The sequence below is a fragment of the Streptococcus sp. HMSC065E03 genome, assembly GCF_001815045.1.
Lineage (GTDB): Bacteria > Bacillota > Bacilli > Lactobacillales > Streptococcaceae > Streptococcus > Streptococcus parasanguinis_AD.
Genome location: NZ_KV818844.1, coordinates 91317 through 110416, shown reverse-complemented (window position 1 = coordinate 110416; position 19100 = coordinate 91317). Strand labels below are relative to the sequence as shown.

General features: G+C 44.2%; 19 protein-coding genes. 4 read left to right on the top strand and 15 right to left on the bottom strand.

Annotation, left to right across the window (positions count from 1 at the left end):
- Positions 1–11 precede the first annotated feature (11 nt).
- The 12 genes from nrdD to HMPREF3002_RS01855 form a co-directional block, all read right to left on the bottom strand.
- Positions 12–2222 carry an anaerobic ribonucleoside-triphosphate reductase gene (nrdD, locus tag HMPREF3002_RS01910; protein ID WP_070665105.1) on the bottom strand — a complete coding sequence of 737 codons (2211 nt, stop codon included), beginning with the start codon at positions 2220–2222 and terminating at the stop codon, positions 12–14.
- A 122-nt stretch (positions 2223–2344) separates the two neighbouring features.
- Positions 2345–4183, bottom strand: a complete 1839-nt coding sequence (locus tag HMPREF3002_RS01905; protein WP_070665008.1) for an MFS transporter — start codon at positions 4181–4183, stop codon at positions 2345–2347.
- A gap of 168 nt (positions 4184–4351) precedes the next feature.
- On the bottom strand, positions 4352–5887 hold the full coding sequence (cls, locus tag HMPREF3002_RS01900) for a cardiolipin synthase (protein WP_023919883.1): 1536 nt from the start codon (positions 5885–5887) through the stop codon (positions 4352–4354).
- Positions 5888–6162: 275 nt separating this feature from the next.
- Positions 6163–6561, bottom strand: coding sequence for an SP_0198 family lipoprotein (locus tag HMPREF3002_RS01895; protein WP_070665006.1), 399 nt, complete (start codon positions 6559–6561; stop codon positions 6163–6165).
- Positions 6562–6650: 89 nt separating this feature from the next.
- Entirely contained in the window at positions 6651–7883 is a 1233-nt protein-coding gene (locus HMPREF3002_RS01890; RefSeq protein ID WP_070665004.1) for a bifunctional folylpolyglutamate synthase/dihydrofolate synthase, read from the bottom strand.
- 304 nt (positions 7884–8187) lie between these two features.
- The gene (locus HMPREF3002_RS01885) at positions 8188–8493 is read right to left on the bottom strand and encodes a DUF1292 domain-containing protein (RefSeq protein WP_003001941.1); all 306 of its coding nucleotides are present in this window, start codon (positions 8491–8493) and stop codon (positions 8188–8190) included.
- Positions 8494–8515: 22 nt separating this feature from the next.
- A complete protein-coding gene (gene ruvX / locus HMPREF3002_RS01880) occupies positions 8516–8935 on the bottom strand; it encodes a Holliday junction resolvase RuvX (RefSeq protein ID WP_049472111.1) in 420 nt (139 codons plus the stop codon).
- A complete protein-coding gene (locus HMPREF3002_RS01875; RefSeq protein WP_003002070.1) occupies positions 8935–9201 on the bottom strand; it encodes an IreB family regulatory phosphoprotein in 267 nt (88 codons plus the stop codon). The genes ruvX and HMPREF3002_RS01875 overlap by 1 nt, the downstream gene beginning before the upstream one ends.
- A gap of 124 nt (positions 9202–9325) precedes the next feature.
- A complete protein-coding gene (locus HMPREF3002_RS01870) occupies positions 9326–9922 on the bottom strand; it encodes an SP0191 family lipoprotein (protein ID WP_031576799.1) in 597 nt (198 codons plus the stop codon).
- 136 nt (positions 9923–10058) lie between these two features.
- Positions 10059–10457 carry a transcriptional regulator Spx gene (gene spx / locus HMPREF3002_RS01865; protein ID WP_003009108.1) on the bottom strand — a complete coding sequence of 133 codons (399 nt, stop codon included), beginning with the start codon at positions 10455–10457 and terminating at the stop codon, positions 10059–10061.
- An 87-nt stretch (positions 10458–10544) separates the two neighbouring features.
- Positions 10545–11690: a recombinase RecA gene (gene recA, locus HMPREF3002_RS01860; RefSeq protein WP_003002082.1), complete on the bottom strand. Its 1146-nt coding sequence runs from the start codon at positions 11688–11690 to the stop codon at positions 10545–10547.
- 120 nt (positions 11691–11810) lie between these two features.
- On the bottom strand, positions 11811–13079 hold the full coding sequence (locus tag HMPREF3002_RS01855; protein ID WP_070665002.1) for a competence/damage-inducible protein A: 1269 nt from the start codon (positions 13077–13079) through the stop codon (positions 11811–11813).
- Positions 13080–13263: 184 nt separating this feature from the next.
- On the opposite strand from HMPREF3002_RS01855, the gene HMPREF3002_RS11150 reads away from it, so the two are divergent.
- Both HMPREF3002_RS11150 and HMPREF3002_RS01850 read left to right on the top strand, forming a co-directional pair.
- Positions 13264–13410 (top strand): hypothetical protein, encoded by a 147-nt coding sequence (locus HMPREF3002_RS11150; protein ID WP_176745550.1) that lies wholly within the window; start codon positions 13264–13266, stop codon positions 13408–13410.
- A 199-nt stretch (positions 13411–13609) separates the two neighbouring features.
- A complete protein-coding gene (locus HMPREF3002_RS01850) occupies positions 13610–14647 on the top strand; it encodes a S66 family peptidase (RefSeq protein WP_061590655.1) in 1038 nt (345 codons plus the stop codon).
- Between the two features lie 55 nt (positions 14648–14702).
- On the opposite strand, the gene HMPREF3002_RS01845 is transcribed toward HMPREF3002_RS01850, so the two are convergent.
- Genes HMPREF3002_RS01845 through mutL form a run of 3 tightly spaced genes read right to left on the bottom strand, consistent with a single transcriptional unit; the run spans position 14703 to position 17833 of the window.
- A complete protein-coding gene (locus HMPREF3002_RS01845) occupies positions 14703–15266 on the bottom strand; it encodes a DNA-3-methyladenine glycosylase I (protein WP_070665000.1) in 564 nt (187 codons plus the stop codon).
- Between the two features lie 9 nt (positions 15267–15275).
- Complete coding sequence (gene ruvA, locus HMPREF3002_RS01840; RefSeq protein ID WP_070664998.1) at positions 15276–15869, bottom strand: Holliday junction branch migration protein RuvA; 594 nt, start codon at positions 15867–15869, stop codon at positions 15276–15278.
- Between the two features lie 20 nt (positions 15870–15889).
- On the bottom strand, positions 15890–17833 hold the full coding sequence (mutL, locus tag HMPREF3002_RS01835; protein WP_070664996.1) for a DNA mismatch repair endonuclease MutL: 1944 nt from the start codon (positions 17831–17833) through the stop codon (positions 15890–15892).
- 248 nt (positions 17834–18081) lie between these two features.
- On the opposite strand from mutL, the gene HMPREF3002_RS01830 reads away from it, so the two are divergent.
- A complete protein-coding gene (locus tag HMPREF3002_RS01830) occupies positions 18082–18522 on the top strand; it encodes a LytTR family DNA-binding domain-containing protein (RefSeq protein WP_023919904.1) in 441 nt (146 codons plus the stop codon).
- Positions 18516–18971: a DUF3021 domain-containing protein gene (locus HMPREF3002_RS01825; RefSeq protein ID WP_049515230.1), complete on the top strand. Its 456-nt coding sequence runs from the start codon at positions 18516–18518 to the stop codon at positions 18969–18971. Before HMPREF3002_RS01830 ends, HMPREF3002_RS01825 begins: the two co-directional genes overlap by 7 nt.
- Positions 18972–19100 lie beyond the last annotated feature (129 nt).

Genomic DNA, 19100 nt, shown 5'->3' with positions numbered 1-19100 from the left:
AATGTCCTCTTCTAGTCTGTCACTTCATGTCCACCATACTTGATGGTAGACCCGTTCATGTGTTTGACACGCGCCGCGATTTCCTTGTGACGGCCATTGACCATCGGACGAGCTTGAGGGTTTCCTAGATAACCACAGGTCCGTTTGACCACATCGACCGTTTTCGGATCGCTATTGCCACAGTTTGGACAAGCAAATCCGCGCTCAGTCGGCGTGAAATCTCCTTCAAAATCACACTTGTAACAACGGTCAATCGGCGTATTAGTCCCGAGATAACCGACCCAGTCATAGGCATAATCCCAAACCGCTTCAAGGGCTTTGGGATTTTGTTGGAGCACAGGGTATTCACAATAGTGGATAAAGCCACCAGAAGCCCCTGCTTCAGGATAAACTTTTTCAAAATCCAACTTCTCAAATGGCGTTGGGTTCTTACGAACATCGTAGTGGAAACTATTGGTGTAGTATTCCTTGTCTGTGATATCTGGGACCTTCCCAAATTTCTCCGTATCCAGGCGACAGAAGCGGTCTGTCAAACTTTCTGACGGTGTCGAATAAATAGAGAAGTGGTAATCATACTGGTCAGACCATTCTTCCACGCGCGCTTTCATATCCTTGATGATATCGATCGTGAATTGTTTGGCTTCTGGATTGTGTTCCCAATTTGGACCATAAAAGACGGTTGCAACTTCATAGAGACCGATATAACCAAGAGAAACGGTTGCTCTGCGATGACGGAAGAGCTGATCTACCTGGTCATATTTGCCCAAGCGTTTCCCGAAAGCGCCATATTGGTAAAGAATCGGTGCATTAGCTGGTGTCGCTTCTTTGGTGCGTTCCACCCGGTAAACCAAGGCATCTTCAGCGATGTTCATCCGTTCATTAAAGATTTGCCAGAACTTCTCCTTGTCTCCGCCAGATTCCAAGGCAATCCGAGGTAAATTGACTGTCACAACCCCTAGGTTCATTCGGCCAGAATTGACTTCTACGCCATTCTCATCCTTCCAACCTTGAAGGAAAGAACGACATCCCATCGGCACCTTGAAGGAACCTGTCAACTCGACAATCTTGTCATAAGACAAAACGTCTGGATACATGCGCTTCGTCGCACATTCCAAGGCCAATTGCTTGATATCATAGTTAGGGGTTCCAGGTTCTAGGTTGAGCCCCCGCTTGAGGGTAAAGATCAGTTTTGGAAAGATAGCGGTCCGATGTTCCGATCCAAGTCCCTTGATTCTGATTTCCAAAATCGCCTTTTGGATTTCCCGCTCGAAGCGATTGGTTCCAAGACCAAAGCCAAGCGAAGTAAAGGGAGTTTGCCCATTTGACGTAAAGAGGGTATTGATCTCATATTCCAGCGATTGCATGGCATCATAGATATCTTTTTGAGTCTTGCTCCAAGCATAGTCCTCTTGCTTTTCAGGAAGCACCCACTCTTTGGCATCTGCCAAGTGTTTTTGGTAGTTCTTTTCTGCATAAGGGGCCAGGACCTCATCGATCCGGTCAGCTGAACAGCCCCCGTACTGACTAGAGGCTACATTGGCAATAATCTGCGAAATTTGAGCCGTTGCAGTTTGGATGGATTTAGGACTTTCTACTTCTGCATTCCCAATCTTAAAGCCATTTCTGAGCATGCCTTCAAAATCGATCAAACAGCAGTTAGTCATCGGTGTATAAGGGCTATAGTCCAAATCATGGTAGTGGATATCCCCTTTTTGATGGGCATTGGCTACGTGTTTGGGCAACATTTTGAGACCAATAGACTTACCGACAATCCCTGCCGTCAAGTCCCGTTGCGTATTAAAGACATCGCTGTCCTTATTGGCATTTTCATTGACAACCGCTTGGTCCTTGTTGAGGAGCTTGCCGATGGTAAAGTTGATATCCGTCGCTTTTGAGCGCTCAAAATCCCGCTGCGTCCGATAAGTAATGTAGCTCTCAGCAATCGCATATTCATTGGCTTGAAGCAATTCATGTTCGACAACATTTTGGATCTCATAGATCTTCACGCCATTTGGAAAACGTTCCAAGATCTCTGCGATCACACGATCGACAATAGCTTCTAGTTTGGCTTCCATCACTGGAGTGAGAGAAGTCACTTCTTCTGTCGCCTTCAACAAGGCTTTATAAATTTTTTCAACATCGAATTGAACACGGCGGCCATCTCGTTTTTCAACAAAAATATCCGGGGCCATTCTCAGTTTTTCTTCTCTCAAGGTGATCATACCAAACATGCCTCTCTTCATTTATTTACATACAAGTTGTATTATACCACTCCAAAAATAAAAATCAATATCTTGTGGAAAATTTTATAAAAAACTTTCTAAAGCACAAGATATTGATTTTCTTAAGAGCGTTGATAGAGTTTGAAATGACGGTATTTCTTCTCAACGAGACGATAATTTTCTTTGAGCAAGTCCTTCATTTTGGAGGTCAATTCTACCTGATTGTTGACCACAATATACTTGGGTTCAGACCGATCGATTTGTTGGATCACATTGGTCCGATTTTCATTAATTCCCAGATAAGACGTTGGGGTCAATAAGGCAGAAGCTGCCAAACGATCGCTTTCTTGATAGAGAGTAGCTGTCGTATCCCAAGCATAGATGGTATCTTTCGACTTGGTGTGATGTTTAATGTAGCTGGCAATAGCGCTCCGTTCACTCGATTGACCAGACTGAAGCACGACATCTTGAACCACTGGATTCGCCAAGAGATAGACGAGGGCTACTAGCGGTAAGAAAACTTGGCTCGTAAAGTAAGCGGCCCAAACTTCCTTGTTTTTCTTCTTCCGACCACGACGTTCGATCCCATCGTTTTCTTCCCCATCTCGTGAGAACCAGATCGCAAACAAAGGAAGAACAAATGGCAACATCGGTAACAATTGGTAAGCGCCTTGTTCAGGAAGACCAATCGACACAATGAGGACCACCAAGCTACCTGCCCATCCCATAAAGCGGAAGATCCGGCGAGCACTGCTATTTTGCTTCGTAAAAGACATCAAAAAGGCAGAGACTAGGCCAAAGGCCAGCGCCAACAGTCCATAATAAATGGCATTACTGAAGGTCTGTCCATTGCTAAAATTCAAGGCATTAAAGACATAGGTTACTTGGTTAATGGCATAGCCAAAAGTCTGATTCAAAACGGTGATATAGCCAATTGGATAAAAGACGAGTGAAAAACCAAGGAGAGCTGCTAGCAGTTGATAAAAGCCACGCGCCCATCTCTTCTGCTTGATGTTAAAGGCTGTTAATCCAAGGAAGGCCAACAAATAAAACAAGGCACTGGTCATCGGATCAATCAAGAAAGCCACAGCTGCAATCGCACCATAAAGGATAAAGCCTTCATCCTTACGATGCCCAATCAAATAAGCCAAAATGAAATTCATGCTGGCAAATAGGATTGGAAGACTAAAGAGAGTCACATAAGTTCCTCCAAAACCAAGGCCTAGCACCAAGAAATAAAAGAGTAACTGGACATTCTTCGCTGTATCTTTATCAGACACCAGCAAGCGCACAACCCGATAGAGATAGGTACCCGCAAAGAAGAGGGCAATCGCTTGGAGGATCATCAAGATCCAATGTCCACCAGCTAAACTTCCCAACCAGTTGATTGCATAATAGAGCAGACCATTGGTTCCGTAAAAATCACCAAACGGTACTTGCCCCTTGGTCATTGCCCAGCCAGCATACAAGTTTTGCGATTGTTGATTGGTGGCAAAACGGGTTAAAAATGGCACCCCGACATGCAGCAAACTAATCAAGAGACTCAACACAAAAGGAATCGCTAGGGGGACTGGACGCTTAGCTTGACGACGGATCGGCTCAACTGCCACATCTGCTTCTAGCTCTTCCGTATTCTCTTCTACCTTCGATGCTTCCGCTTTTGTCGCTTCAACTCCCGATTTACGAGAACGGCGACTCATCCGACTGAGCGGTTGCTCCGCTTCCTGTTCCAATTCTTGTGTAGGTTCTGCTATTGCTTCTGGCTTGGCATCACTAATTTCCTCTGATGCCTCCATTGCAACCGGCTCCTCCAAGACTTCTGCCTGCTGGCTATGAGTCGGCTCTTCTTCACGAAAGACTGATTTATCTAGCACTTCGCGAATTTCACGTGTATCCTGAAAACTGTCTCCCACGTGAAGCCCTAACTTTTTCGAAGTCATTTCTTGCTCTTTTTCGCTCATTCTTTTTCCTTTTCTTCGCTATTCCTCTGCTCTTTCCTTTTAGAAAAAAGCCCATTATCTTCTCTAGTATACCAAATTCTGCCGACCATGTCAGCCTCTTGCCACATAGTCCTATGGAAAAAGAGTCAGGCATCTCGATTCCTGACTCTGATTTTCGTTTTTATACATTTACAACATCGGTGCGAACAATTGCATAATTTCCTTGATTAAGCTTTGGTGCCATGTAAAGCGGAAGGTATCCTCTGTAATTTCTTGAGACACTTCAAAGATATGGTCAAAGTCCTCACGAATCTTTTTCAAGGCAGGCGTCCGATACATCCAGACAGCATTTTCATAGTGATGGACCAAACTGCGGTAATCAAAGTTAATCGACCCTACAACCGCCATTTCATCATCGGCAAGAACTTGCTTACTGTGGACAAAACCAGGCGTGTACTCATAGATTTTCACACCAGCATCCATCAGATCCAAGTAAGCCCCACGCGTAACAATTTGGATTAATTTTTTATCCGGAATATGCGGGGTCACGATGCGAACATCCACCCCACGAAGGGCCGCATTGCGGATATCTTCTGTCAAATCATAATCGATGATCAAGTAAGGAGTCGTGATATAGACGTAATCCGTCGCTTGGTTGATCATATTTTGATAAACCGTCTTTCCGACCTGCGACTTGTAAATCGGCTTTGGTCCACTCCCATAGGGAATGTAGAGCCCTTCTCCTTCGACCGCCTTATTTTCAATATGGTAGCGGTCAAAATCCTCGATTTCCCCACGGTTGATGTACCAGTTCATGAGGAAGAGTCGCGTTAAGGCCTTAACAGCTCGTCCATCCAAGCGGATGGCACTGTCCTTCCAGTGACCAAACCGCTCAATGTGGTTGATGTACTCGTCTGCCAAATTGACACCACCCGTATAGCCGATCTGCCCATCAATGACCAGAATCTTGCGGTGATCTCGGTTGTTATAAGCCACTGTTAGACGGGGGATCACCTTGTTAAACTTATGGGCATCAATCCCCATCTTTCTCAAGCGTTTGGTATAGTTCCCAGCCAAAGTCGCCATACAGCCGATATCGTCATAAAGGAGTTTGACTTCGACCCCCTCTTTCACTTTCTGCTCTAAAATCTCTAGGATACTGTTCCACATCAAGCCCTCATCAATGATGTAAAACTCGATGAAGATAAATTTTTTCGCCGCTCTCAGATCCTCTAGTAGTTGCTCATACATCTCCTCCCCTAGAGGGTAAAAGGTTGATGCCGTCCCATTGTAGAGATCCGCATTGTGATCCATGGATAAAATCGACTTGACCAAGCCATAAACCGCCTTGCTTTCTTGCTTGAGCTCCTTACGCAACTGATGACTATTGTCCTCTCGAAACTTCATGGACTCCATATTTTTCAGCTGGATCATTTCCTTTTTGGACAAACGTCGCTCTCCAAACATGAGGTATAAAAGCGATCCAAAGACAGGAATGACGGCAATCAAGAGCCAGGTCACCTTATTTTCAGGCGGGGTATTTCGATTAACAATAGCTAAGATTGTCGACACATATAAGAGCCCAATGACTGCAACAGATAGCCAATGAGGGAACCATCTATTAAGCCAGAAGAAGGCCGCAAAGGATGCCCATAGTTCAAAGCCCATAAACAAAATACTAAATCCATATTTGGACATTAATAGACGTAATTTTCGAAAGGTCACAGCATCCTCCTTTTTTCTTTCTACTAGTATACCAATTCTTTTTACCCGTTGCAACGACCAACCAAACCCCTTCTAGACAAACAAAAAGAGAGTGGGACAAAAGTCCTAGCCTCTCAATTGTTTTTGGATGTCGAGCAAGATGCAGTGGTTGAGTGGGCTCTAATACGCTGATTTCATCAGCTTTTACAGCCCTACTCAACTGTGCGGATGTGGGACGATGAAATCGAATTCTAACGAATTACCGATTTCTGTCCCACTCTCTCTTGTTTCGTCCCTTATTGCTTGGTTAAAACGATAATCCCTTGATCATCCTCTGCTTGCTCCAGATCTTCTAGCGACAACTGATTCCCTTCGATCCGATAGCGATAGGGTTCATCCCCGATACGCATGGATTGATTGACCGGATCAATACTGACCTCTTTGGTCTCTTCTTCTCCATCAGCATCTTGTACCGTAAACGTGCCTTTTCGCCCCGTCACAACTAAGAGAATCGTATTTTCCTCGTCCTGTCCTCGATAACTGCCATCTATGGACACTCCTTCTTTCTGTTCTTCACTCGCCGAAGTCATAGTCTGTGATGAAGTTGACGTCTGTTTGCTCGAAGTCTGTGTTGCTTTTTCTTGCTGGCTACAAGCAGTCAGGAAAAGAGCTACCGCCAAGGTCAGTATAGACATGATTTTTTTTCATTAAGATCGACTCCTTTCGCCATAACCGTATACTATCTACCACCAGTATACGCCAAGAAAGTCTTTAGGTCAATTGTTTACCCCTCTAATAAAAATGCCCTTACTTCTGCAATAAAATACAAGGAACCTGTCACAAATAAAACCTCATCTGGATGGCTCTGATCCATAAACTCTTTGATATAGGCCTTGTAGTCAGCCACATAAGGCAGGTCTTGTCGATCACCCTGCGCCACCACTTCTCCGTAATGGAAGGTCGTCAAAATCAATTCAGCTTCTGGCAATCCCGCTTGAAGCGTTTGGAGCATCCCGCTATAATCTTTTCGCTTGAGGGCTCCAAATAAAATCTTCACGCGCTTTCCTGCTAAGCTATTGGCAAACTCGATCAAGCGCAACATAGCATGAGGATTATGAGCGCCATCCAGATACACCTGGTCGCCAAATAACTCTAGACGGCCCGGCCACCTTGTCTCTTGCAAGGCGTGTTTGACCTGCTCCATATCCACTTCTTCATCTAGGCCCTCCATATAGAGGAAAAAGGCCTCCAAAGCTACTGCAGCATTTTCCCGTTGGTAATCACCCTTCAAACCCAGAGACGGCAAGACAAGTTCCACGTTTTCATTCCAAAAACGATCCTGCTCTAAGCCAAAATCGTTCTGGAAGGCGTAGAGATCCACATCCAATTGCTCGGCTCTGTCTTGACAAACAGCTGTAGCCTCAGCAGGCAAAGGGCCCACAACAGCCTTCTTGCCCTTCTTAAAGATTCCTGCCTTTTGCTGGGCGATTTCTGCAATCGTCCCTCCCAGTGTTTCCTGGTGATCCAGGCCAACCGAAGTGATCACTGCGATCTCTCCTGTCACTACATTGGTGGTATCTAGTAGCCCTCCGATACCAACTTCCAGCAAGACCACATCCACAGCTTGTTCCTTAAAATACAAGAGGGCCATGAGGCAGATAATCTCAAAATAAGAGAGTTGGTCCTGGGTTTGAAGCAAGGTCTGCTCCATTTGTTGGACTTCTTGGCCAATCCGAGTAAAATCTTCATCTGAAATCGGCTGATCCCCAATACAAATCCGATCATGGATACTGATCATATGAGGAGAAGTAAAGGTTCCAACCTTCTTTCCGTGAGCCATCAATAATTGACGCAAAAAGGCGATTGTGGATCCCTTCCCATTGGTTCCTGTCACATGAAGGATCGGATAAGCCTTATCCGGCCTCCCTAAAAGGCTCACTGCCTGCTCCATACGATCCAGTCCCGATCGAAAATTTAGACCGATCCGACTATTCATCCATTGCTCAATCTTATTCACATCTTCCTCCTAAAAGAAAAAAGCGACAAAACCTCTTCTGACGTTTGCGCTCCTTTCTTTTGTAATTGTTTCGTTCTCATTTTACAGCAGGTCCATCGGACTTCCTGCTTTTTCTTGTTTCTTGAAGCAGAGCTAAAAACGTCCACTGGACTTACTTGCGGTCTTCATTTCTAGCGCAAGGGTAAAAATGTCCCCCGGACTTACCAACTCTTTCTAGTTTCTAGGAGTTGGGCTAAAAACGTCCCCCGGACTTACTTGCGGTCTTTATTTTTAGCGCAAGGGTAAAAATGTTCACTGAACATTTTTACTCCTCCATAAAGCTGTTGAAGACTTCTTCGATCATATCCCATTCTGCATCTGAGTCTTCTGGGATTGGTTGAAGGTCGCCCTCTGTTCCGTCTTCGTTTTCTGTAAATGAATAAGCTTGAATTTCAACTTCGCCATTTTCATCTTCTTCTGCATTTGCAGGGATCAAAAGGACATAGTTCTTTCCAAACTCTTCTTTGCCATCGATGGTCAAAAGAATTTCAAACAAGGTTTCATTTCCTTGTTCATCCACCAATGTGATTAATTCACGTTCTTCATGGTCGTGGTTATGATCATGTGCCATACTATTCTTCCTCGTTTTCTTTCTAAAAATTACGATCTAAATAATTTTGTAAAATGAGCTGCGCCGCTAACTTATCAATAACTTTTTTGCGTTTGCTACGGCTAACGTCTGCTTGCTCAATCAACATCCGCTCTGCGGCAACTGTTGTCAACCGTTCGTCTTGGTAGTCGACTGGCAACCCAAACTTTTCAGCAATCATTGCGCCATAAGCCTGACTGGCTTCCACACGCGGTCCGCTTGTGTTGTTCATGTTTTTCGGCAAACCCACAACAAAACGGTCTACCTTGTATTGAGCTACTAATTCAGCTAATCGTTCTAAGCCAAATTCTTTTTTGTCCTCATCAATTTGAATGATTTCAAGACCCTGAGCTGTAAAACCGAGAGGATCACTCACAGCAACCCCGACGGTCTTTGAACCGACATCCAATCCCATAATTCTCATTAGAGGTCTATTCCTTGCCCTTTCAAATAATAACGTACCAATTCTTCCACGATCTCGTCACGTTCATATTTACGAATTTGGTTCCGTGCATTATTATAACGAGGTACATAGGCAGGATCACCACTGAGTACGTATCCTACGATTTGATTAATTGGATTGTAGCCTTTTTCATCCAGTGACAAGTAAACATCTTTCAAGGTCTCGCTAATTTCCTTACGATTTGAATCATCAAGATTAAAACGTACTGTTTCATCTGTAAATCCCACAAGAACACCCTCTTTCCTTAGAATATTACTATTATACCATAATCAAGAGTTTTCCACAACGGCCAAGCCCTTGATTTTACGGCTTTTTCAAGCATTTTTGAGCTATTTTAGCTAAACTGTTTTTTTATTTTTGCTCACTCGCTCCAGCATTGATAAGATTATCCGCAAATTGACTCGGTGTCAGCTTCAACAACTCTGGTAAGTGATTGTTTTTGAAGTAGGTCATGCCTTCAGCCTTCTTCACATCCATTGCTTCAAAATCATAGGTGATGGTTACCTTGTATTCATTCTCATTTTCCAAGGTCAAATCAGCTGTGAAACCTGGCACTGTCAAAGCTTCCTTAAATGCATCGTCCTTGTTAAAGGATTCTCTCAATTGCTTTTGTGCTTCCTCGACTCCAACCTGTTGGATCCCTTTTTTCAACTCCTCATCGGTTGCCGTCACATTGATGGTCTCCAACTTTTTAAAGGTATTCCCCACATAGGTGACGATTTGCGTCTGTTGTGTCCCCTTGTCATCTTTTGGAAAGACAAAGGTTCTAGTGATGACTTTATTTTCTTCAGCTTTTTGCAGGATACTCTTATTATCCTTTTGCAGTTGCTCTGCTTTTGCTTGGATTGCCTTTTGTTCACTTGAATTTGGCGTTTTCGCTTGTTTTTTTTGACCGCATCCAGTCAAACACAAGGCAAGTGCACCCAATAAGAAGATTTTCCTTTTCATTTTCCATTCCTTACTAGTTATTGTTTTCTAAAATATTGTATCATAGATTTCGTAAAATGGCGCAGTAAACTGCTTTTCATTCCGATTTTTAAAAAGAAAAAAATCAGAAACAAATTGTTTCTGATTTTCAATCGCTTTAAAGAGCTGCACGCATCCGCGCTTCTGCATTTTCTACATTTCGAACTGATCGTGGCAAGAAGGCACGAATATCGTCTTCTTTGTAGCCCACTTGGAGACGTTTGTCATCTACCAAGATCGGACTTTTAAGAATACGAGGTGTTTCCATGATGATGTCAATGACTTCATTGACACTCAAGTCTTCGATGTCCACTCCTAGATTTTTAGCGTATCGATTTTTTGAAGAGACAATACTTGCCACTCCATTTTCAGTCTTTGTAAGGATATCCAACAATTCTTCTTTGGTGATCCCTTCCTTACCGAGGTTTTGTTCTTTATAAGTTAGCTGGTGAGCGTTGAGCCAAGTCTTTGCTTTTTTACAGCTGGTGCAACTTGACACTGTATAAATTTTAATCATGCATGCACTCCTTTCGCTACACGATAATACTATCGTATTAAATTATAACACAAAAACCATCAGTCTAGCGACCTATTTTGAAAAAAATTAATCTTCAATTTCAATCGCGTCATCTAAATCTAGAGTTACTTCTTCTACGACAGGAGCTGCTTCTTCAGTTTTATCAAGGGTTTTCACTGCTTCGTCTTCTTCGATCAAACCAAAATGAACCCGAACCTTGTGGTCAATTTCGTCAAAAATTTCTGGGTGGTCAGCCAAGAATTTCTTAGCATTTTCAGATCCTTGACCAATTTTTTCGCCATTATAGGAGTACCACGCACCCGCTTTTTGGATGATATCCAAATCTGTTGCAATCTTCACCAATTCACCTGTACGTGAAATTCCTTCCCCGTACATGATTTCGACCATGGCTTCTTTGAACGGTGGAGCTACCTTGTTCTTCACAACCTTGATCTTGGTTTCCTTACCAACGTTGGTATCTTTTTGGTCTCCAGTACCCTTGATTTGAGTATTTCCACGGACATCTAGACGGACTGAAGCGTAGAATTTCAGGGCACGACCACCAGGTGTGGTTTCAGGGTTCCCAAACATGACCCCAACTTTTTCACGCAATTGGTTGATAAAGATAGCAATGGTCTTCGTCTTATTGATCGAAGCTCCAAGCTTACGCATCGCTTGGCTCATCATCCGAGCTTGTAAACCAACGTGGCTATCTCCGATATCTCCATCGATTTCCGCACGTGGTACCAAGGCCGCAACAGAGTCGACAACCACCAAATCTACCGCACCAGAGTCGATCAATTTACCAGCAATTTCAAGTCCTTGTTCCCCTGAGTCTGGTTGAGACAAGAGAAGTTCGTCGATATTGACCCCAAGAGCTGCTGCATAAGATGGATCCAAGGCATGCTCAGCATCGATAAAGGCAGCAATGCCTCCTTCTTTCTGTGCTTGCGCTACTGCATGGAGGGCAACGGTTGTTTTACCAGATGATTCTGGACCATAGATTTCGATGATCCGACCTTTTGGATAACCACCAGCACCCAAGGCAATATCAAGCGCCAAGGAACCAGAGCTCATGACTTGTACTTTTTGTTCTGCACGTTCGCCCAGACGCATGATCGATCCCTTACCAAAGTCTTTTTCGATCAATTTCAGGGCATCATTGAGCGCTTTTTCACGCTCATCTCCAAATTTCTTAGAGATATCATCTAATTTTTTCTGTTTTTTCGCCATTCTTTTCTCCTATGTTTTTACTATACAGGAAATGCATGCAACTCACCGACGTTTTCCGTCATTTGAAAGGCACATTTCCTATCCATTTTTAGAATTATTCTTCATTTGGCACAAGCTTCATTATACCAAATTTTCACCATTTAATACAGCCAAGCGCACCAAATTAAAGGCATGAAGGACTGCAATTTCGCGGACATCCGCCCGGCTACGTCCAGCGATATTGACTTGGACACTATCCACTCCATGTGGAGTCGCAAGTCCGATAAAGACGGTCCCTGCTGGATGCCCTTCTAGACTATCTGGCCCCGCAACTCCGGTTAGGCTAATGCCATAATCGGATCCTGTTAACTTACGGGCCTGTGAAGCCATGGCTTGAGCTGTAAAGTGAGACACCACTCCATGTTGCTCTAACTCTTGAGCTGGAATAGACAACATCTTGCTTTTTTCTTCCAGACTATAGGTGACAAAACCACCTGCAAAGATGCTGGACGCCCCTGAAAAATCTGCCAGAGTCGCTTGGAAAAGGCCAGCCGTCAGGCTTTCTGCAGCTGTAATGGTCTTACCAGTCCGTTTCAAGAGATCAAAGGCCACCTTGGCCATCGAAGTGTCATCCCCATAACCGTAAAACAGTTCATGCAAGGGTTGATGGTCCAGGGTATGGCGTGATAAGATTTCCTTTTCTAAGATATCGAGCTTAGCATCCGCTGAGGCTTGATCCTTCGCCTTTGTAGACAGACGCAAGGTTACTTCTCCCGTCTTGGCATAAGGGGCAACCGTCGGATCACTCTGCTCTTCAATGATATCGGCTAGGATCGTAACCAGCTGGCTTTCCCCAATCCCAAAGAAGCGCAAGACTCTAGAAAAGAGCTCTTCCCCTGTTGTCAAATGAGGCACCAATTGTTCATTGACCATGGGTTTTAACTCACTTGGTGGACCAGGTAGAACGACATAGGTCACACCGTCGACTTCAATCAAACCTCCAACCGCGAGACCTGTACGGTTTTGAAGGGGGATTGAACCGGCAATCAATTGTGCTTGTCGCTCATTATTGGGCGTCCGGACATAATCAGGGCGACTGGCAAAGAAGGTGTCGAGTTTGGCAAGCGCTGTTGGATCAAAAACCAGTTCTTTCCCTAAAAACTTAGCAAGGGTTTGCTTGGTCAAATCATCCTCTGTTGGCCCAAGTCCACCACATAAAATCACCAAATCACTGCGTTTTGAAGCTGTCTCAATGGTCGATAAGAGACGACCTTCATTGTCTCCTACCGCCACATGATAATAGACGTCAATCCCTAAACTAGCCAATTTTTCAGACAAGAATTGAGCATTGGTGTTGACAATTTGTCCTGTTAGAATTTCTGTTCCAACTGCAATAATTTCCGCCTTCATGGTGCCTCCTACTTATACTATTCGTAATTTTCATTTCATTTTAACACAATTTCCTAAATTATTTAAAAAACAGATTGAAGATAAAGTACATTTTGGACAACTTTCTTCAATCTTTTTCTTTTAGAGTATAAAGTAAAAAACTCTTAGAAATACTATTACATCAGCATCCCTAAGAGTTTTAACTATGTGGCAATCAACTTCTAAAGGGCTATTTTCTGTTGTTGATAGAGCTTATCTATATTCTGAAGAGGCTGGGACAAAAGTCCTAGCCTCTCAATTGTTTTTGGATGTCGAGCAAGATGCAGTGGTTGAGTGGGCTCTAATACGCTGATTTCATCAGCTTTTACAGCCCTACTCAACTGTGCGGATGTGGGACGATGAAATCGAATTCTAACGAATTACCGATTTCTGTCCCACTCTCTTTTTTACTACTTTCTTGATCTAAAAGCCTTCTTCTGACTCTAATTCTTGTTGTTCCCCCTCATCTTTTGTGATACAATAGCATCAATTTATTTCTAGGAGGATGAGATATGGTTTCTACTATTGGTATCGTAAGTTTATCTAGTGGGATTATCGGAGAGGACTTTGTCAAGCACGAAGTGGACTTGGGGGTCCAACGACTCAAAGACCTCGGACTCAATCCTATCTTTTTACCTCATTCACTAAAAGGCTTAGACTTTATCAAAGAACATCCCGAAGCTCGTGCGGAGGATTTGATTCAGGCCTTTTCTGATGATAGTATCGACATGATATTATGCGCCATCGGTGGAAACGATACCTATCGCTTGCTACCCTACCTCTTTGAAAATGACCAACTACAAAAGGTTATCAAACAAAAGATTTTTCTTGGCTTCTCGGATACGACCATGAACCATCTCATGTTGCATAAACTAGGAATCAAGACTTTTTATGGGCAATCCTTCTTTGCAGACATTTGTGAGTTAGACAAAGAAATGCTGCCATATAGCCGCCACTACTTTAAAGAATTGATTGAGACTGGAAAAATCTCAGAAATTCGCCCTAGTAACGTTTGGTACGAGGAACGGACTGATTTTAGTCCCAAGGCTCTGGGAACACCTCGTGTCAGCCATGCAAATACAGGTTTTGACTTATTACAAGGCAATGCTCAATTCGAAGGGGAAATCCTCGGTGGTTGTCTCGAGTCTCTCTATGATATTTTTGACAACTCTCTACACGCAGACAGCACGGACCTCTGCCAAAAATACAAACTTTTCCCTGACTTGTCAGACTGGGAAGGAAAGATCCTCTTGCTAGAAACCAGCCAAGAAAAGCCTAATCCTGAAGACTTCAAAAAGATGTTGCGGACTTTAAAGGACACGGGTATATTCGAGGTCATCAGTGGACTATTAGTCGGAAAACCTATGGATCAAACTTTCTATGACGACTATAAAGAAGCACTATTGGATATCATTGATAGCAATATCCCGATTGTCTATAATCTGAATGTTGGTCATGCAACTCCAAGAGCAATTGTCCCCTTCGGAGTCCACGCCCATGTAGATGCAACGGAGCAAGTCATTCGCTTTGACTATAACAAAGAAAGCTGAGAAGAATTTCTCAGCTTTTTTCTATATTCTCAGATACTCTAGTTACCTATATTCACTAATCACCGTTTTTCCAATCACAATCATTCTCGTGATCATTGACCAGGCCTGCTGCTTGTAGGTAGGACAGGACCGCAACGGGACCTGTAAACTTAAAACCACGCTTTTTGAGGTCCTTGGCTAGCTTCTCAGAAAGAGCTGTCTTCGCTGGAGCCTGTCGGTAATCTGGAACATCATTGACGATGGTTTTCCCATCGACAAAAGACCAAAGATAAGCATCAAACGATCCAAATTCCTCCTGGACTTGTAGAAAGGCTTGTGCATTGGCCCGTGTCGCAAAAATCTTTGCACGATTGCGGATGATGGCTGGATTGTCTAACAAAGTTTCCAGTTCAGAGTCGGTCATCTCTGCGACGCGTTGAAGGTGGTAACCATGAAAAGATTCTCGGAAAGCCTGCCGTTTATTGAGCACCGTCTCCCAAGAAAGTCCCGCCTGATAGGACTCTAAGCAAAGCAACTCAAAGAGCGCCTGGTCATCGTGGAGGGGCTGTCCCCACTCCTCATCATGGTAGGCTATATAGAGCGGGTTGTTCATTTTGACCCAGCTACAACGTTTTGGCATAGACTTCTCCTATTTCACCAACATCTTCAGGGCAGACTTGATATAGTTCTCAGCAGTATCCGTCGTTCCTTCAAAGAATTTCTTGATTTTCTTAAGCTCCGTTGCCTTGTAGCCCAAAGCCAACATGGCTTCCATAGCTTCTTCAAGGGCTTGGTTTTCTTCTGCAACTTTGGCTTTGGTCTGAGCCGGTGCATCTTCTAGATCAAGATTGATCTTACCTTCCAAGTCCAGCACCATCTGTTGGGCTGTTTTCTTGCCGATCTTCGGAAACTTGGTCAAGTAAGTGATGTTCTTGCTTTCGATGGCTTGGACAAGGCCTGCATTATCGTCTGCAGCAATGATGGCCAGAGCTGAGACAGGTCCAATCCCAGAGACTGAGATCAAGTTTAAAAAGAGCTTTTTCTCTTCTTCGGTCGCAAAGCCATAGAGAAGGTGAGCGTCTTCCCGAACCACTTGGTGCAGGTAGACTTGCACCTCTTGGTTCATTTTGCCAGAGTAGGCATAGGGATTGGCCACATGCAAGAGATAGCCGATTCCAGCTGTCTCCACCACGATGTATTTGGCGGTAATTTTCGTTAAGATTCCTTTAATGTATTCGTACATAAGATTCCTTTATTGTTTGATTAATATTTGCCCAATTCCCGCAGACTGGTGTGATTTTCCTGAATGCGTCGGAACATCTTTTCCATATCTGACTTGGTAAAGTTAACCAAAACCGGACGACCGTGAGGGCAGTTATAGGGGTTGTCACATTGGGACAATTGGTAGATCAGGTCGCGTGCAGAGTAATCGTCCAGTGTGTGGTTGGCCTTGATGGAGCGTTTGCAGGACATCATGATGGCCAACTCAGCCCGGTATTTCTTGATGGACACTTCCTTGGTCAAAAGGAGCATGTCACACATTTCGTAGATACCCGACTCGATCTCTTCTTCCTTCATCCAGATCGGATGCTCCCGCAAGATCAACTGGTTGGCTCCGTACTCTTCTAAGTAGACGCCCACTTCTTCTAGAAGGTGTTTGCGCTGTTGCAGGCGGATCAGATCGTCTGTAGGGAATTCAAAGATATAAGGCACCAGCAGTTGTTGCTGACTGCCGTCTACGTTCCCGATGCTCTCCCGGTATTCTTCGTATTTGACCCGCTCTTGGGCCGCGTGCTGGTCAATGATATATAGGCCCCCATTTCCTTGGGCAAAGAGATAGGTTCCATGCATCTGACCAAAATATTCCAATTCTGGGAAGGTCGAATGTTCTTCCCCATCCAACTTATCATAGGCCTTGTCTAGACTAGCCAGATCCAACTCTGGGTGATCCAGTTCATCATAAACCACAGTCTTTCTTTCCGCAAACTTGATCGCGCTTGTCGGTTTTTCTACTGGGTTTTCTTGGCTTGTAGAATCAGCAGTTACCTCATCTGTCAGAGGCAGTTGAGGATCTGCCACCTCTGGTCGAAGCTTGAAATCTTGACTTTCTCGGTCATAATAGAGGCGGTTTTCCTTTAAAGGCAGGGTCGTCTGTACTGGCTTTTCTGTTCGACGAATGGTCGACTTGGCTAGATTTTCTAGAGCATCTGGAATCAAGTCCTGCTCTTTCAAAGCATTCGCAATAGCCTGGGAGATCAAGGCCATTAGTTCTCGTTCTTTGGAGATACGAACCTCTTGCTTGGTAGGGTGAACATTGACATCTGCTAAGTAAGGATCGATCTGGATATTAATGATCGCAAGTGGAAAGCGACCCACCATGAGTTTACTGCCGTAGCCGTCTAAAATAGCTCGATTGAGCAAGAAATTCTTGATGTAACGGCCGTTGATAAAGAGACTGATGTAATTGCGATTGGCACGAGTCAATTCAGGCAAAGACACAAAGCCCGTCACTTCAAAATCTAGGTCGCGATTTTCAATGGCCACCATCTTCTTAGCAGACGCGAGGCCATAGACACCTGCAATGGCTTGCCGGAGATTGCCCGTCCCCGCTGTTTTGCTCATTTCTTTTCCATCATTGATCAAGGTAAAGGCAATCTCAGGATGAGCCAAACTCAAGCGGTTGAGAATATCCACGATATGGGACAACTCTGCCTGCTGGCTCTTTAAATACTTGAGACGAGCAGGGGTATTAAAAAAGAGATCTTCCACTGTGATCTTGGTCCCGACAGGGCTTGTCGCTGGCTCCAATTCCTCAATTTCGCCACCCTTTGCGACCAATTTGGTCCCGTGGGCAGCTCCTTCTTGCGCCGTTAGAAGGGTTAGAATACTGACAGAAGCAATGGAAGGCATGGCCTCACCACGAAAACCAAGTGTTCGAATACGAAAGAGATCTGCTTGACTCTTGATCTTACTGGTCGCATGTCGACGGAGGGCCAAAGCGACCTCATCGTGCGCAATTCCTTCCCCATTGTCTGTAATCCGAATCGACTTCAATCCTGCTTCTTCGATTTCAACAACAATCTGGCTAGCTCCAGCATCGATCGAGTTTTCAACCAATTCCTTGACCACGCTAGCAGGTCGTTCAATCACTTCACCTGCCGCAATCTGATTGGCTAGGACTTCTGGCAATTCAATAATCTGTGACATGTCTGCTCCTTTACCTATTTTTTCACCGATACATGTAGCTCTATTATACCACAGATCCACAAGACTCCCTTTCTTAAAAAATAGAGGCTGGCCCCATCTTTTTCCTTAAAAACCGCATAGGCAAAGAAAACGACCACATAGACAAATTTCCTTGTCTTCCCTTTGGAAAAAGTGTTTAATAGTAGTGTAAAGAAGGAGCCGGGCTAGCAGGCCAACCGACTTTACCCAAAGGAGGGAGAAACGATCTTATGAAAGTTGAAGTACACATTGATTCCCACTTCCAAGAAGAAGCGGTGATGATCACAGCACCTGCACTGTCTGCGCGTGTAGAGAAAATTCGTGACTTTGTGGAAGAATTGGATCAAAGAGGGCGCTTACGTGCCAAAAAGGATGGGGAAGCTTATCTGATCGAAAGCCAGCTATTCCAACGTTTTTACATTGAAAATAGGCAAGTAATTGGTGAGACCATGACAGATCAATTTATTCTGACTGGACCACTCTATCAGCTATCTGAAGACTTGCCGACCTGCTTTCTCAAAATTTCCCAATCTGAAATTATCAACACAAAAGAAATCGATCACCTGCACTTCACTAGTGGAGGATCCGTTCAAATCTATCTTAAAAACGGGAGTCTGACCTACTCCTCCCGTCGTTACTTGAAAGCCATTAAGGAGAAATTATCATGCTAAAACAATCTTTTTCTGACGCCCTAAAAGGGATTTTCATTGGGCTCATCCTATCCATCTTCTTTTCCTATCTCTTCTCACCTGAGTTGTACCTCCCCTTAAGTCCCAACTCTGCAGTCGGCCGCTGGATGTTCTTGCATCATGTTCACGGCTCACTGGTCATGCTCTATTGTGCTCTCGTTTGGGGTGCGATTGGGGTCCTCTTTAGCTTCGGAAGTCTCCTCTTTCAAAAAGACTGGAGCCTCTTACGGGCTACTCTGAGCCATTACCTACTCATGTTACTTGGGTTTATTCCCCTAGCTACCTTGGCCGGCTGGTTTCCAGCACGACTCGGATTTTATCTCTCACTCGTTGTCGAATTCACCCTCGTTTACGTGATCATCTGGTTGGTCTCCCATCATTTTTATAAAAAACAAGTTCAAGAAATCAATCAAAGCATTGCCAACCACTAAAAGAAAAAAGACTGGGCAAAAACTGTCCAGTCTTCGATGTTTAATAGGCATACCTGTATGACGCAGTGGTTGATTGGTATCTTTGTTCGCTTATTAAGCTCCAAAGATGACCTAATCAACTGTGCGGGG